This is a genomic window from Pseudomonas sp. B21-047, from assembly GCF_024748775.1.
Lineage (GTDB): Bacteria > Pseudomonadota > Gammaproteobacteria > Pseudomonadales > Pseudomonadaceae > Aquipseudomonas > Aquipseudomonas capeferrum.
This window is the reverse complement of sequence record NZ_CP087169.1, coordinates 1037121-1051692: the sequence shown is the minus strand read 5'-3', so window position 1 is coordinate 1051692 and position 14572 is coordinate 1037121. Positions and strand designations below refer to the sequence as shown.

17 protein-coding genes are annotated in these 14572 nt (G+C 62.3%); 7 read left to right on the top strand and 10 right to left on the bottom strand.

Translation table 11 applies throughout. From position 1 onward, the window contains the following. The first annotated feature begins 55 nt into the window (after positions 1 to 55). Positions 56 to 1237 carry an alkaline phosphatase family protein gene (locus LOY26_RS04825; RefSeq protein ID WP_033701081.1) on the top strand — a complete coding sequence of 394 codons (1182 nt, stop codon included), beginning with the start codon at positions 56 to 58 and terminating at the stop codon, positions 1235 to 1237. 87 nt (positions 1238 to 1324) lie between these two features. Here LOY26_RS04825 and hisC read toward each other — a convergent pair whose 3' ends face one another. From hisC to LOY26_RS04775, 10 genes are all read right to left on the bottom strand, one after another. Next, positions 1325 to 2371, bottom strand: coding sequence for a histidinol-phosphate transaminase (hisC, locus tag LOY26_RS04820; protein WP_156310381.1), 1047 nt, complete (start codon positions 2369 to 2371; stop codon positions 1325 to 1327). Between the two features lie 2 nt (positions 2372 to 2373). Beyond that, complete coding sequence (gene hisD, locus LOY26_RS04815; RefSeq protein WP_033701083.1) at positions 2374 to 3699, bottom strand: histidinol dehydrogenase; 1326 nt, start codon at positions 3697 to 3699, stop codon at positions 2374 to 2376. A gap of 136 nt (positions 3700 to 3835) precedes the next feature. Beyond that, the gene (gene hisG, locus LOY26_RS04810) at positions 3836 to 4471 is read right to left on the bottom strand and encodes an ATP phosphoribosyltransferase (protein ID WP_033701084.1); all 636 of its coding nucleotides are present in this window, start codon (positions 4469 to 4471) and stop codon (positions 3836 to 3838) included. A 170-nt stretch (positions 4472 to 4641) separates the two neighbouring features. After that, positions 4642 to 5907: a UDP-N-acetylglucosamine 1-carboxyvinyltransferase gene (murA, locus tag LOY26_RS04805; protein WP_033701085.1), complete on the bottom strand. Its 1266-nt coding sequence runs from the start codon at positions 5905 to 5907 to the stop codon at positions 4642 to 4644. Between the two features lie 23 nt (positions 5908 to 5930). Beyond that, complete coding sequence (locus tag LOY26_RS04800; RefSeq protein ID WP_003255121.1) at positions 5931 to 6170, bottom strand: BolA family protein; 240 nt, start codon at positions 6168 to 6170, stop codon at positions 5931 to 5933. A 119-nt stretch (positions 6171 to 6289) separates the two neighbouring features. Beyond that, the gene (locus LOY26_RS04795; protein ID WP_033701086.1) at positions 6290 to 6592 is read right to left on the bottom strand and encodes a lipid asymmetry maintenance protein MlaB; all 303 of its coding nucleotides are present in this window, start codon (positions 6590 to 6592) and stop codon (positions 6290 to 6292) included. Then, positions 6589 to 7236: a phospholipid-binding protein MlaC gene (locus LOY26_RS04790; RefSeq protein ID WP_033701088.1), complete on the bottom strand. Its 648-nt coding sequence runs from the start codon at positions 7234 to 7236 to the stop codon at positions 6589 to 6591. The genes LOY26_RS04795 and LOY26_RS04790 overlap by 4 nt, the downstream gene beginning before the upstream one ends. A gap of 9 nt (positions 7237 to 7245) precedes the next feature. Continuing rightward, on the bottom strand, positions 7246 to 7731 hold the full coding sequence (gene mlaD, locus LOY26_RS04785) for an outer membrane lipid asymmetry maintenance protein MlaD (protein ID WP_016501327.1): 486 nt from the start codon (positions 7729 to 7731) through the stop codon (positions 7246 to 7248). After that, the gene (mlaE, locus tag LOY26_RS04780) at positions 7731 to 8528 is read right to left on the bottom strand and encodes a lipid asymmetry maintenance ABC transporter permease subunit MlaE (protein ID WP_033701089.1); all 798 of its coding nucleotides are present in this window, start codon (positions 8526 to 8528) and stop codon (positions 7731 to 7733) included. The genes mlaD and mlaE overlap by 1 nt, the downstream gene beginning before the upstream one ends. Next, positions 8528 to 9337, bottom strand: coding sequence for an ATP-binding cassette domain-containing protein (locus tag LOY26_RS04775; RefSeq protein ID WP_033701092.1), 810 nt, complete (start codon positions 9335 to 9337; stop codon positions 8528 to 8530). The genes mlaE and LOY26_RS04775 overlap by 1 nt, the downstream gene beginning before the upstream one ends. A gap of 248 nt (positions 9338 to 9585) precedes the next feature. Between LOY26_RS04775 and LOY26_RS04770 the strand changes: the two genes are divergently transcribed. The 6 genes from LOY26_RS04770 (at position 9586) to LOY26_RS04745 (ending at position 14572) form a co-directional block, all read left to right on the top strand. Then, complete coding sequence (locus tag LOY26_RS04770) at positions 9586 to 10560, top strand: KpsF/GutQ family sugar-phosphate isomerase (RefSeq protein WP_033701093.1); 975 nt, start codon at positions 9586 to 9588, stop codon at positions 10558 to 10560. Continuing rightward, positions 10561 to 11085: an HAD family hydrolase gene (locus LOY26_RS04765; RefSeq protein ID WP_258714457.1), complete on the top strand. Its 525-nt coding sequence runs from the start codon at positions 10561 to 10563 to the stop codon at positions 11083 to 11085. An 8-nt stretch (positions 11086 to 11093) separates the two neighbouring features. Then, positions 11094 to 11666, top strand: coding sequence for an LPS export ABC transporter periplasmic protein LptC (lptC, locus tag LOY26_RS04760; RefSeq protein ID WP_033701095.1), 573 nt, complete (start codon positions 11094 to 11096; stop codon positions 11664 to 11666). After that, positions 11653 to 12177: a lipopolysaccharide transport periplasmic protein LptA gene (lptA, locus tag LOY26_RS04755; RefSeq protein WP_033701097.1), complete on the top strand. Its 525-nt coding sequence runs from the start codon at positions 11653 to 11655 to the stop codon at positions 12175 to 12177. The genes lptC and lptA overlap by 14 nt, the downstream gene beginning before the upstream one ends. After that, the gene (gene lptB, locus LOY26_RS04750) at positions 12178 to 12903 is read left to right on the top strand and encodes an LPS export ABC transporter ATP-binding protein (RefSeq protein ID WP_033701098.1); all 726 of its coding nucleotides are present in this window, start codon (positions 12178 to 12180) and stop codon (positions 12901 to 12903) included. A 175-nt stretch (positions 12904 to 13078) separates the two neighbouring features. Next, positions 13079 to 14572, top strand: coding sequence for an RNA polymerase factor sigma-54 (locus LOY26_RS04745; protein WP_033701099.1), 1494 nt, complete (start codon positions 13079 to 13081; stop codon positions 14570 to 14572).

Genomic DNA, 14572 nt, shown 5'->3' with positions numbered 1-14572 from the left:
TGTGAGCAGCGCACTTTATTGCAACGCTCGCTGTACCTTCCAAGGATGCCTCTCCATGCGACCATCAGCCTTGCTTCTGCTGACGTTGGCCTTGCTGGCAGGTTGCGGCCCCGCGCAAAAAGGGCCTGAACCGAAAACCCTGATCGTCGGCATCCAAGGTGTGCAATTCGAACAGTACGAGGCATTGGGCGATGCCACCCACCTGAAGCAACGTCTGTATTACGCGTACACCTATACCGGCGGCATCACCGGCAAGGCCAGCGAGCAGCCCACCCTCAGCGGCCCAGGCTGGGTCACCTTGCTCACTGGGGTCTGGAGCAACAAGCATGGCGTTGACTCCAATGCCGAGTCGCTGCGGGTCGACCCGGCATTTCCCAGCTTGTTCAAGCGGCTGCGTGAGGCACTGCCGACGGCCTACCTCGCCAGTGTGGTGCACAGGTCGCCCATCAACACCGCATTTTTGCTCGAAGATGCCCATGGCAACGATGTGCGCGAAAGCGGCTTGTCCGATGAACAGGTCACCCTGCGAGCACTGCAGATTCTCGGCAGCACGCCTGCCGACTTCACCTTCATTGAGCTGGGCGAACCTGATGAAGCCGGCCACGCTGCAGGCTTCGGCGAGCGCTACCAACAGGCACTGCGCAATGCCGATAACCGGCTGGGGAGACTGCTGGACAAGGTCGACGAACGGCGCCTCAATCACCCGCAAGAAGACTGGCTGGTGATTGTCAGTACCGACCATGGCCGCGACTATCGGGGCAAGGGCCATGGTGGCGTCACCGAGCAGGAAAAGACCACCTTCATCGCCAGCAACAAACCGATGAACGAAGAGCTGACCGAGCCCATCCTCCCAGAAGAAAACCCCGGGCCAAACAACCTTTATTGCCTTGCCGCGCAGACCTCGGTGGCGCCCACCGTCCTGCGCCACATGGGCCAGGCGCTGCAAGCCCAGTGGCTACTGGACGGCCCCCCCCTGCTGGGTAAGGCAGGTGCGCGCAAGGCCAGGGCCGATGAAGCCAATGCGCGTCTACGCTGGCACAGCAGCGCCAAGGGCTACCTGACCATCCTCAAGAACGGGCATGTGGTTGCACAAGTACCGGCCGCGGCCGGGCAATGGACCGACCCGGACGGCATGGATACCGTCAACGACTACGTGCTGGTACTTGATGCCACCCCGGTGGCGGTGCGCAACAGGCCTGCCGGCCAACCCTACAACATCGAGGAAGTGGCCTACTGAACGTTGCGCCCTGAATGAAAAACCCCGCCTGGCAGCCAGTGCCAGGCGGGGTTCGATCAAAGCGGACGGCTGCTTGAGCCTGCCTGATCAGTTCAGCGCATCGAGCAATGCCTGGTTCATTTCCGGGGTACCGATGGTAATGCGCAGGAACTGGGCAATCCGCGCCTGCTTGAAGTGCCGCACGATCACCCCCTGCTCACGCAGGCGCGCCGCCAATTCGGCCGCATCCTGTTGCGGGTGACGGGCGAAGATGAAGTTGGCCGCCGACGGCAGCACCTCGAAGCCCTTGGCAGTCAGTTGCTCGACCAGCACTTCCCGGCTGTCGATCACCTTGCGGCAGGTTTCTTCGAAGTAGGCACGGTCTTCGAACGCCACGGCCGCACCGACGATCGCGGCACGGTCCAGCGGGTAGGAGTTGAAGCTGTTCTTGATCCGCTCCAGCGCCTCGATCAGGTCCGGGTGGCCGACCGCCAGGCCAACGCGCAAACCCGCCAGCGAGCGCGACTTGGACAGGGTCTGGGTGACCAGCAGGTTGTCATAGCGGTCCACCAGGCTGATGGCCGTCTCGCCACCAAAGTCGATGTAGGCTTCATCCACCACCACTACCGAATCACGGTTGGCTTGCAGCAGTTGCTCGACCGCCTGCAATGGCATCAGGCAGCCGGTGGGCGCGTTCGGGTTGGGGAAGATAATGCCAGCGTTAGGCTTGTTGTAGTCCTCGACACGGATCTGGAACTGCTCGTCCAGCGCCACCTGCTCGAAGGCGATGCCATACAGGCCGCAGTAGACCGGGTAGAAGCTGTAGCTGATGTCCGGGAACAACAGCGGCGCGTCGTGCTGGAACAGACCGTGGAAGATGTGCGCCAGCACTTCGTCCGAACCGTTGCCGACGAACACCTGGCCAGGGGTTACCCCGTAGTACTCGGCCACCGCCTGCTTGAGCCGGTCACCGTTCGGGTCCGGGTACAGGCGCAGGTTGTCGTTCAGCTCGCCACGCATGGCTTCCAGCGCCTTGGGCGACGGGCCATAAGGGTTTTCATTGGTGTTGAGCTTGACCAGGCGGGCCAGCTTGGGTTGCTCGCCCGGCACGTAAGGCACCAGGTCCTTGACGAAGGGGCTCCAGAATCGACTCATGCTCAGTTCCCCTTGGCTTGGGTCAGGATACGGTATTCGGCGCTGCGGGCGTGGGCCGTCAGCGACTCGCCACGGGCCAGGACCGAGGCGGTGTGGCCCAGCTCGGACGCGCCCTGCTCGGAGCAGAAGATGATCGACGAACGTTTCTGGAAGTCATACACCCCCAGTGGCGAAGAAAAGCGCGCAGTGCCGGACGTCGGCAGCACATGGTTGGGGCCTGCGCAGTAGTCACCCAGCGCTTCGCTGGTGTGGCGGCCCATGAAGATCGCGCCGGCGTGGCGGATCTGCGGCAGCCAGGCTTGCGGGTCTGCGACCGACAGCTCCAGGTGCTCGGGGGCGATCCGGTTGGCCACTTCGATGGCCTGCTGCATGTCACGCACCTGGATCAGCGCGCCGCGGCCATTGACCGACTTCTCGATGATCTCGGCGCGCTCCATGGTCGGCAGCAGCTTGTCGATGCTGGCGGCGACGCGGTCGAGGAACTCGGCATCCGGGCTGACCAGGATGGCCTGGGCGTCTTCATCGTGCTCGGCCTGGGAGAACAGGTCCATGGCGATCCAGTCCGGGTCGGTCTGGCCGTCACACACCACGAGAATTTCCGAAGGGCCGGCGATCATGTCGATACCGACCTGGCCGAACACGTGGCGCTTGGCAGTCGCCACATAAATGTTGCCGGGGCCGACGATCTTGTCCACCTGCGGCACGCTCTCGGTGCCATACGCCAGGGCGGCGACGGCCTGGGCACCGCCGACGGTGAACACGCGGTCGACACCGGCAATGCAGGCTGCTGCCAGGACCAGTTCATTGACCTCGCCACGCGGGGTCGGTACCACCATCACCACCTCGGTCACACCTGCGACCTTGGCCGGGATAGCGTTCATCAGCACCGAGGACGGGTACGACGCCTTGCCGCCGGGCACATACAGGCCGGCGCGGTCCAGCGGCGTGACCTTCTGGCCCAGCACGGTGCCGTCGGCTTCGGTGTACTGCCACGAGTCCTGCTTCTGCCGCTCGTGGTAGATACGCACACGGTTGGCGGCCTTTTCCAGGGCCTCACGCTGCGCCGGGGTGATGCGGGTCAGCGCCAGCTCAAGGCGCTCACGGCCCAGGATCAGGTCTTCGATGCGGGTGGCCTGAACACCATCGAAACGCTGGGTGAACTCCACCAGCGCCGCATCGCCACGCTCGCGCACGGCCTTGATGATGTCGAGCACGCGCTGGTTGACCGCGTCATCAGACACACTTTCCCAGCTCAGCAGATGATCCAGATGTCGGGCGAAATCCGGATCAGCGGCGTTGAGACGGGCAATTGCAGTGGACACGGTCATGGCGAGGGCCTCGATTATTAGCGAATGCTCAGGCGCCCTAGGCTACCAGTCCATCCGCGCGGGCACCTGAGAAAAGTGGCTATGACGCGGATAGACGGGCGCGACAGCGGAGGTCGCGCGCAGGAGGTAGAGCGTCTTAGCCGCGGTGTCGCGATTCGACAGCTTTGCGCAGGGTGTCGATCAGGCTCTGGATCCGGGCATGCTGCATCTTCATGGAGGCTTTGTTGACCACCAGGCGCGAACTGATCGTGGCGATCATTTCCTGTGGCTCCAGGCCATTGGCGCGCAGGGTGTTGCCGGTGTCGACCACGTCGATGATCTTGTCGGCGAGGTTGATCAGCGGGGCCAGCTCCATCGAGCCATACAGCTTGATGATATCGACCTGACGGCCTTGCTCGGCGTAGTAACGCTTGGCAACGTTGACGAACTTGGTGGCTACGCGCAGGCGGCCCTTGGGCTCGGGTGCACCAACCACGCCAGCGGTCATCAACTTGCAGCAGGCGATCTGCAGGTCCAGCGGCTCGTACAGGCCCTGGCCGCCGTACTCCATCAGCACGTCCTTGCCAGCCACACCCAGGTCGGCGGCACCATGCTCGACATAGGTCGGCACGTCGGTGGCACGCACGATCAGCAGGCGCACGTCGTCCTGCGTAGTGGGGATGATCAGTTTACGGCTCTTGTCCGGGTTCTCGGTCGGCACGATACCGGCCTCGGCCAGCAATGGCAGGGTATCGTCGAGAATTCGGCCTTTGGATAGCGCGATGGTCAACATGGGAAACGTCGGTCCTTAAGCGGCTACTGCCGACCGGGCGTTAAGCCCGGTCGCATACAATTCGTGTGTGGGAGCGGGCTCGCCCCGCGAACACCGGCAAAGCCGGTGCCATAACCGCGGTGGCTGCTTCGCGGGGCAAGCCCGCTCCCACACCCTGCCCCTGCAGACTCTTAACCCGGTACGCGACGGATCTTCGCGCCCAGCATCTGCAGTTTTTCTTCGATGCACTCGTAACCACGGTCGATGTGGTAGATGCGATCGATCAGGGTATCGCCATCGGCAACCAGTGCCGACAGCACCAAGCTGGCCGAAGCACGCAGGTCGGTGGCCATTACCGGTGCACCTTTGAGCGCCTTGACGCCCGTGACGATGGCCGTGTTGCCTTCGACCTGGATCTGCGCGCCCATGCGGTGCATTTCGTAGACGTGCATGAAGCGGTTTTCGAAGATCGTCTCGATCACCGCGCCAGTGCCTTCGGCGATGGCGTTGAGCGAGATGAACTGCGCCTGCATGTCGGTCGGGAACGCCGGGTAAGGCGCGGTACGCAGGTTCACAGCCTTGGGCCGCTTGCCGTGCATGTCCAGCTCGATCCAGTCTTCGCCGGTGTTGATGTCGGCGCCCGCTTCCTTGAGTTTTTCCAGTACTGCTTCAAGGATGGTCGGGTCGGTGTCCTTGACCTTGACGCGGCCACCGGTGACGGCAGCGGCGACCAGGTAGGTACCGGTCTCGATACGGTCTGGCATGACCCGGTAGGTGGCCGAGTGAAGGCGCTCGACGCCATCGATGGTGATGGTGTCGGTGCCGGCGCCCTGAATCTTGCCGCCCATGGCGTTGATGAAGTTGGCCAGGTCGACCACTTCAGGCTCGCGCGCGGCGTTTTGCAGTACGCTGCGACCCTTGGCCAGGGCTGCGGCCATCATGATGTTCTCGGTACCGGTCACACTGACGGTATCGAAGAAGAAGTGCGCACCGCGCAAGCCACCTTCAGGGGCCTTGGCCTTGATGTAGCCGGCTTCGACTTCGATCTTCGCACCCATGGCTTCCAGGCCACGGATGTGCAGGTCGACAGGGCGCGAGCCGATGGCGCAACCGCCAGGCAGAGCCACTTCGGCCTCGCCGAAGCGCGCGACCATAGGGCCCAGCACCAGGATCGAGGCGCGCATGGTCTTGACCAGCTCGTACGGCGCGACCAGCGTCTTGATGGTACGCGGGTCGATTTCCACCGACAGCTTCTCGTCGATCACAGGCTCGATGCCCATGCGCCCGAACAGCTCGATCATAGTGGTGATGTCGTGCAGGTGCGGCAGGTTGCCCACGGTGACCGGGCCGTCAGCCAGCAGGGTCGCCGCCAGAATCGGCAGGGCCGCGTTCTTCGCGCCCGAAATGCGGATCTCGCCGTCAAGGCGAGCACCGCCAGTAATAATCAGTTTGTCCATTGGAGTCTCGCCGCCAAGTTGGCTCAGGTGCGCTCAGCCCAGGCTGCGCTGCTGAAAAATTTCATGGTTACCGCATGGATGCTGCCATTGGCGATCCAGGGATTAAGGTGAGCATAGATCGCCTGTTGACGCTTGACCGGGCTCAGGCCAGCCAACTCGTCGCTGATCACGTTCAACTGGAAGTTGCAGCCTTCGCCTTCAACTTCGACCCGGGATCCCGGCAATTTTTCTTCAAGGAAGCTTTTAACTTCTACGGCCTGCATGCTCAACCTCAATCGGCGCCCGATGCGCACGGGTCGGCCATCATACAAAAAAGCCCCTCGCCTGCGAAGCCCACTGAAGGTTTGCGCTGACCGAGGGGCCATCCATCCGTGTCAGGCCATCAGCTGGCCAGCACTTCATCGAGGTCGTAGACCTCGGCAATCTCCCGCATGTCTTCGGGCATTCCACGCACTTCGCAGACCTTGCCAGTGGCCTGGCCATCGCGGATGAACGCCAGCAGCAGCGACAGGCCGACGCTCGACGACTTGTCCACCGCCGAGCAATCGAGGATCAGGCGCGGCTCTTTGGAAGCCTCGACCAGCGCCTTGCCTTGCTTGCGCAAGGCCGGGCCACTGCGATAGTCCAGCACGCCTGCCAGGCGCAGTACGCCCGGCTCGGCCATGCTTACGCCGGTTTCACTCATTTCACGACCTTATCGGACGATTGATCGGCTTCCTGCTTGGCCTTGGCCACTTCGCCTGCCCAGCCGTCGATGGTTTTATCCAGGTCGTTGCCGTTGCGCTGCATGGCGTCGGAGAACTGGTCACGGAACAGCTTGCCGATGTTGATGCCGTTGACGATGACGTTACGCACCTTCCACTCGCCGGCGATGTTCTCCAGGGTGTACTGCACCGGATACACGGCACCGTTGTTGCCCGTCACCTTCATGCCGACGCTGGCACGCTTGCCGTCATCGACCTTGGCAGGATCGACGACGATGCCCTGGTTGTTGTATTCCAGCAGGGCGTTGCCATAGAACTGCATCAGGCTGCGCTTGAAGTTTTCCTGGAAGCGCTGCATCTGCTCAGGCGTGGCCTTGCGCGAGTACTTGACGGTCATGATGCTGCGCGAAATACCGTCAGCGTCCACCACCGGGCCGAGGATGCGGTTGAGCGCATCGTAGAAGGCGCTGGGGTTGGACTTGTACTGCTCCTTGTTGGCCTTGAGGTCACCCAGCAGTTCGTTGGTCGTGCCTTGAACCACCTCGTGGGGCGTCTGTGCCGCCAGGGTCAGCAGGGGGAAGGCCGCCAGCAGGACCAGCAGGCCACGTCGCAGGATCGAAATCATGGAAACTCCTTAATTAGCCGGTTGCGCTTCTTTCGGTTCCTTGCCAACGGAGTTGAGCAGGAACTTGCCAATCAGATCTTCCAGCACCAGGGCCGACTGGGTGTCGTGGATGGTCGCGCCATCCTTGAGCACCTGATCTTCGCCGCCCACGCTGATGCCGATGTACTTCTCGCCCAGCAACCCGGCGGTCAGGATCGAGGCAGTGGAGTCGGTCGGCAGGTTGTCGACGGTCTTGTCCAGCTGCAGCGTCACCCGACCGGTGTAGGAATCACGGTCCAGATCGATGGCGGTGACCTTGCCGATCGTCACACCGGCCATGGTCACTTTAGCTCTGACCGTCAAACCGGCGATATTGTCGAAGTACGCATAAACTTTGTAGGTATCACTGCTCGGGCTGGCCGACAGCCCGCTGACACGCAGGGCCAGCAGCAGCAGCGCCAGGATCCCGGCCAGGAGGAACAGGCCGACACCGATTTCCAGGGTGCGGTTTTGCATCAGAAATCTCCAAACATCAAGGCGGTCAGAATAAAGTCCAGACCCAGGACTGCCAACGAGGCATAGACCACGGTCTTGGTGGTGGCGCGGCTGATCCCTTCTGAGGTGGGCTCACAGTCGTACCCCTGGAACACGGCAATCCAGGTGGTGACGAAGGCGAACACCAGGCTCTTGATCAAGCCGTTCAACACGTCGTCGGTAAAGGAAACACTGTTCTGCATGTTGGCCCAGAACGAGCCCTCGTACACGCCCAGCCAGTCGACTGCGACCCACGAACCACCCCAGATGCCGACCACGCTGAAGATCAGCGCCAGCAGCGGCAGCGAGATGAAACCGGCCCACAATCGCGGCGCGATGATGTACTTGAGCGGGTCGACGCCAATCATCTCGAGGCTAGACAACTGCTCGGTGGACTTCATGTTGCCGATCTCGGCGGTCAGCGCGGAGCCCGCACGGCCAGCGAACAGCAAGGCGGTCACCACCGGCCCGAGCTCACGCAGCAGGGTCAAGGCAACCATCTGCCCGACCGCCTGCTCCGAACCGTACTTGGTCAGGATGCTGTAACCCTGCAGCGCCAGCACCATGCCGATGAACACACCGGACACGGCAACGATCGCCAGCGACAGCACGCCCACCGAATACAGCTGCTTGGTCAGCAGCTGGAAACCACCGCCAATGCCGCCACGCCCGACCAGCGCGTGAAACAGGAACAGGCAGGAACGCCCGAGCACCGCCACCACGTCGATCGCCGAGCGACCGAACAGGCGAACACGTTCGAGTAAGGATTTTCTGCGCATCAACGCGCCCCCAGCAGGTCGGCGCGGTAATCAGGCGCGGGAAAGTGGAAGGGTACCGGACCGTCCGGATCGCCCTTCATGAACTGGCGAATACGCGGGTTGTCCGAGCCCATCAGTTCGTCGGGCGTGCCCTGCCCCAGCACCTGACCATCACCGACCACGTAGATATAGTCGGCAATGCTGGCGGTTTCGGCCAGGTCGTGGGAAACGACAATGCTGGTGATGCCCAGTGCATCGTTGAGCAGGCGGATCAGGCGCACCAATACGCCCATGGCGATCGGGTCCTGGCCGACGAACGGCTCGTCATACATCAGGATCTGCGGGTCCAGGGCAATCGCACGGGCCAACGCCACCCGGCGCTTCATGCCACCGGACAGCTCGTCGGGCATCAGGTCGATGGCTCCGCGCAGGCCCACGGCCTGCAGCTTCATCAGCACGATGTCACGGATCATTTCTTCCGACAGCTGGGTATGCACGCGCAGCGGGAAGGCGACGTTCTCGAACACATCGAGGTCAGTGAACAGCGCGCCACTCTGAAACAGCACGCCCATCTGCTTGCGCGCGTCGAACAGGTCGCTGCGCGACAGCGTCGGCAGATTCTGCCCCGCTACCCACACCTCACCACCGGACGGGCGCAACTGCGCGCCCATCAGGCGTAGCAACGTGGTCTTGCCGCAACCCGATGGCCCCATGATGCCGGTGACCTTGCCGCGCGGGATGCGGATGTCGACATTGCTGAAAATGCTGCGCGAACCGCGCTTGAAGGATACCCCCTTCAACTCGACCGCGTAGGCGCTATCCACACTCATCTAGACTCCTTGCTAGTGCAGCCTCGTCCTAATGGACGCCGGCCCTCTTCTTGAAGGCACACGCGCCCGTGGCAGGCCGAATAGCGGCGAACTATAGCACCGCTGACAGCGCCGCCCCAAGGCCGGGGAGCGAGTCGTTCAGCCCTGAGACAGGCTTTGATGGCATTCGTCACAGCAATCGAAAGGGTGAGGGTTTCTTTCATTGCGGCTATAATCGCCGCCTTTTCATCAGGCATTGCTTTTTCGACATGAGCCAATCCAGCGAGCTGATCCAATCCGCCCAACGCACCTTGCGCCTGGAACTCGAGGCCGTAGAGGCCCTGTTGGCGCGCATCGACGACAATTTCGTCAAGGCCTGCGAACTGATCCTGGCAAGCACGGGCCGGGTCGTCGTGGTCGGCATGGGCAAGTCCGGGCACATCGGCAACAAGATCGCCGCCACCCTGGCCAGCACTGGCACGCCTGCGTTTTTCGTGCATCCGGCCGAAGCCAGCCATGGCGACATGGGCATGATCACCCGCGACGATGTCATCCTGGCCCTGTCGAACTCCGGCAGCACCGCCGAAATCGTCACACTGCTGCCCTTGATCAAGCGCCTGGGCATCAAGCTGATCAGCCTCACCGGCAACCCTGATTCGCCCCTGGCCCAGGCCGCCGAGGTCAACCTCGACGCCCGTGTTGCCCAGGAGGCCTGCCCGCTGAACCTGGCGCCGACCTCCTCCACCACGGCATCGCTGGTACTGGGCGATGCCCTGGCGATCGCCCTGCTCGAAGCCCGCGGCTTCACTGCCGAGGACTTCGCCTTCTCGCACCCCGGTGGCGCGCTGGGCCGTCGCCTGCTGCTCAAGGTCGAGAATGTCATGCACACCGGCGACGAACTGCCCCAGGTGGCACGCGGCACCCTGCTCAAGGACGCACTCCTTGAAATGTCCCGCAAAGGCCTGGGCATGACCGTGATCGTCGAAGCCAATGGCACCCTGGCCGGGGTGTTCACCGACGGCGACCTGCGCCGCAGCCTCGATCGCAATATCGACGTGCACACCACGCTGATCGACGACGTGATGACCGTGCACGGCAAGACTGCCCGCGCCGAGATGCTCGCTGCCGAAGCCCTGAAGATCATGGAAGACCACAAGATCGGCGCCCTGGTGGTCGTGGACCGCGACGACCGGCCGACCGGTGCCCTTAACATGCACGATCTGCTGCGCGCCGGAGTGATGTAAATGAACCAGAACCTCATGCAACGGGGCAAGGCCATCAAGCTGGCGGTGTTCGACGTCGACGGCGTGCTCACCGACGGTCGCCTTTATTTCCTCGAAGATGGCAGCGAATTCAAGACCTTCAACACCCTCGATGGCCAGGGCATCAAGATGCTCATGGCCTCGGGCGTAACCACCGCAATCATCAGCGGGCGCAGGACCCCGGTGGTCGAGCGCCGCGCGAAGAACCTCGGTATTCCTCACCTTTTCCAGGGCCGCGAGGACAAATTGGTGGTTCTTGACGGCCTGCTCGCCGAACTGGGCCTAAGCTATGATCAGGTCGCCTATCTGGGCGACGACCTGCCAGACTTGCCGGTGATTCGCCGCGTGGGCCTGGGCATGGCGGTAGCCAACGCCGCGCCGTTCGTTCGCCAGCACGCCCAGGGCGTGACCCAGGCGCGCGGCGGCGAAGGGGCCGCCCGTGAATTCTGCGAACTGATCATGCAGGCCCAGGGCACCCTGGACGCTGCCAACGCCAACTACCTGTAAGGCTGCCCATGTTCAGCAAGAAAGTCCGCAACTTTGCGCTGCTCGGGGTCATCGCCGCCCTGCTGGTGGCGATCGGCTACTGGAACGTCAGCCCGGAAAGCTTCCTCGACAAGCCGGTGAGCCAGGTCGACGATAGCGCTATCGACTACTACGCGACCAACGCCCACAGCCTGCAATTCTTGCCCGACGGCAAACTGCAGTATGAAATGACCGCCGACAAGGTCGAGCACCTCAAGGCCAGCGAAATCACCCTGCTGACCACGCCCGACCTGCATATGTACCGCGGCACCGAGTACCCATGGCACGTGCAGAGCGCCCGCGCCGAGGTCAACCCGGACGGTACCGAGGTCGAGCTGATCGACCAGGTACGCGTTGCCCGCACCGACGAAAAGCAGCGTGAGACCATCATTACCAGCTCACGCATGACCGTGTTCCCGCAGAAGCAATATGCGCAGACCGAGCAAGCCGTTAGAATCGACGGCGCCGGTGGCACAACTACGGGCAAAGGAATGAAAGCGTATTTGAAAGAAGGCAGGATGGACCTGCTCTCTAACGTAAGAGGACAGTATGAGGCTCGTTAAAACCCTCCCCCTTTTGCTCAGCCTGAGCGCAGCACTGGGAAGCGCGAGCGCCTTCGCACTGCCGAACGACCGTGATCAGCCGATCCGTATCCAGGCCGACAATGCCCATCTGGACGACAAGCAGGGTGTGGCCACCTACACCGGCGATGTGATCATCACCCAGGGCTCGATGAAAATCACTGGCAACACCGTGACCATCACCCGCTCCGCCACCGGCGATATCGACGTGGTGACCTCGGTAGGCAACCTGGCCTACTTCGAGCAGCAACAGAGCGCCGCCAAGCCGGACAAGATGAAGGGCTGGGGTGTGACTATCCAGTACCAGTCGCAGAAGGACCTGGTGATCCTCACCGACCGCGCCAAGGTCGAAAACGAAGGCAACACCACCGAAGGCGAGAAAATCGTCTACAACACCCAGACCCAGGTAGCGACCGCCGGTCGCGGTGGCAACGTGACTACACCGCGTCAGCGTATCGACATGGTGATCCAGCCCAAGAAGAAGGCCGAGTAAATGGCAACCCTTAAAGCCCAGCACCTGGCCAAGAGCTACAAGGGTCGGCAGGTCGTGCGCGATGTCAGCCTGTCGATCGACAGTGGCCAGATCGTCGGCCTGCTCGGCCCCAACGGCGCCGGCAAGACCACCTGCTTCTACATGATCGTCGGCCTGGTCCAGGCTGAGCAAGGGCGCGTGCTGATCGACAACCTCGATGTCAGCCACCAGCCCATGCACGGTCGCGCCCGCGCCGGTATCGGCTACCTGCCGCAGGAAGCTTCGATCTTCCGCAAGCTGTCGGTGGCCGACAACATCATGGCGATCCTCGAGACCCGCAAGGAACTCGACCGCGACGGCCGCCGCAAGGAGCTGGAAAGCCTGCTGCAGGAGTTCCATATCAGCCACATCCGCGACAACCTCGGCATGAGCCTCTCGGGTGGCGAACGCCGCCGCGTCGAGATCGCCCGGGCCTTGGCAACCGCACCGAAGTTCATCCTGCTGGACGAACCCTTCGCGGGTGTCGACCCGATTTCGGTCGGCGACATCAAGCAGATCATCCACCATCTCAAGGCCAAGGGCATCGGTGTACTGATCACCGACCACAACGTGCGCGAGACCTTGGATATCTGCGAAACCGCTTATATCGTCAATGATGGCCGACTGATCGCCGAAGGCGATGCCGAGACCATCCTGGCCAACGACCTGGTCAAAGAGGTTTACCTGGGTCACGAGTTCCGACTCTGACCCCGGGACGCACCTGGAGCACCGGCAAATAACCCTTGACGGGGTTTAAGTTGTTACGGTGCTCTAGGCAAACGCTACAATTTAAGGCATAAAACTTGCTTGAATTTGGCGCTCCGGCGCCCTCGTGTAGTGGATGGCGCATGCGCGCCGGCGAACAAGGTATTAAGCCCCTGCCATGAAACCATCGCTCGTCCTAAAAATGGGCCAGCAACTGACGATGACTCCTCAGTTGCAACAGGCCATCCGCCTCCTCCAGCTGTCCACCCTGGACCTCCAACAGGAAATCCAGGAAGCGCTGGAGTCGAACCCGATGCTCGAACGTCAGGAAGACGGCGAGGACTTCGACAATAGCGACCCGATGGCCGATAACGCCGAGAGCAAACCGGCCGCCGAAGCCCAGGACAACAGCTTCCAGGAAAGCACCGCCAGTGCCGAAAACCTGGAAGACGGTGAGTGGAGCGAGCGCATCCCCAACGAGCTGCCGGTCGACACCGCCTGGGAAGACATCTACCAGACCAGCGCCAGCAGCCTGCCAAGCAACGATGACGACGAGTGGGACTTCACCACCCGCACATCGGCCGGCGAGAGCCTGCAAAGCCACCTGCTGTGGCAGCTGAACCTGGCGCCGATGTCCGATACCGATCGCCTGATCGCCGTCACTCTGATCGACAGCATCAATGGCCAGGGCTACCTGGAAGACACCCTGGAGGAGATCTGCGCCGGTTTCGACCCTGAACTGGATATCGAGCTGGACGAGGTCGAAGCGGTCTTGCACCGCATCCAGCAGTTCGAGCCTGCCGGCGTCGGTGCACGCAACCTCGGCGAATGCCTGCTGTTGCAACTGCGTCAGCTGCCGGCCAGCACCCCCTGGATGGCCGAGGCCAAGCGCCTGGTCACCGACTTCATCGACCTGCTGGGTGGCCGCGACTACAGCCAGCTGATGCGGCGCATGAAGATCAAGGAAGACGAACTGCGCCAGGTCATCGAACTGGTGCAAAGCCTCAACCCGCGCCCCGGTTCACAGATCGAATCGAGCGAGCCCGAGTACGTCGTGCCCGACGTCATCGTGCGCAAGGACAGTGAGCGCTGGCTGGTCGAGCTGAACCAGGAGGCGATCCCGCGGCTGCGCGTCAACCCGCAGTACGCAGGCTTTGTCAGACGCGCCGACACCAGCGCCGACAACACCTTCATGCGCAACCAGCTGCAGGAAGCGCGCTGGTTCATCAAGAGCCTGCAGAGCCGCAACGAAACGCTGATGAAGGTCGCCACGCAGATCGTCGAGCATCAGCGCGGTTTTCTCGACCATGGCGACGAAGCGATGAAGCCCTTGGTGCTGCATGACATTGCCGAAGCGGTGGGCATGCACGAGTCGACCATTTCGCGGGTCACCACGCAGAAATACATGCACACGCCCCGCGGTATCTACGAACTGAAATACTTTTTCTCAAGCCATGTGAGCACCGCCGAAGGCGGAGAATGCTCGTCCACGGCGATCCGCGCGATCATCAAGAAACTGGTTGCGGCGGAAAATCAGAAAAAGCCATTGAGTGACAGCAAGATCGCTGGTTTACTGGAGGCACAAGGCATCCAGGTAGCCCGTCGCACCGTCGCCAAGTACCGCGAGTCTCTCGGCATCGCACCGTCGAGCGAGCGCAAGCGACTGATGTAG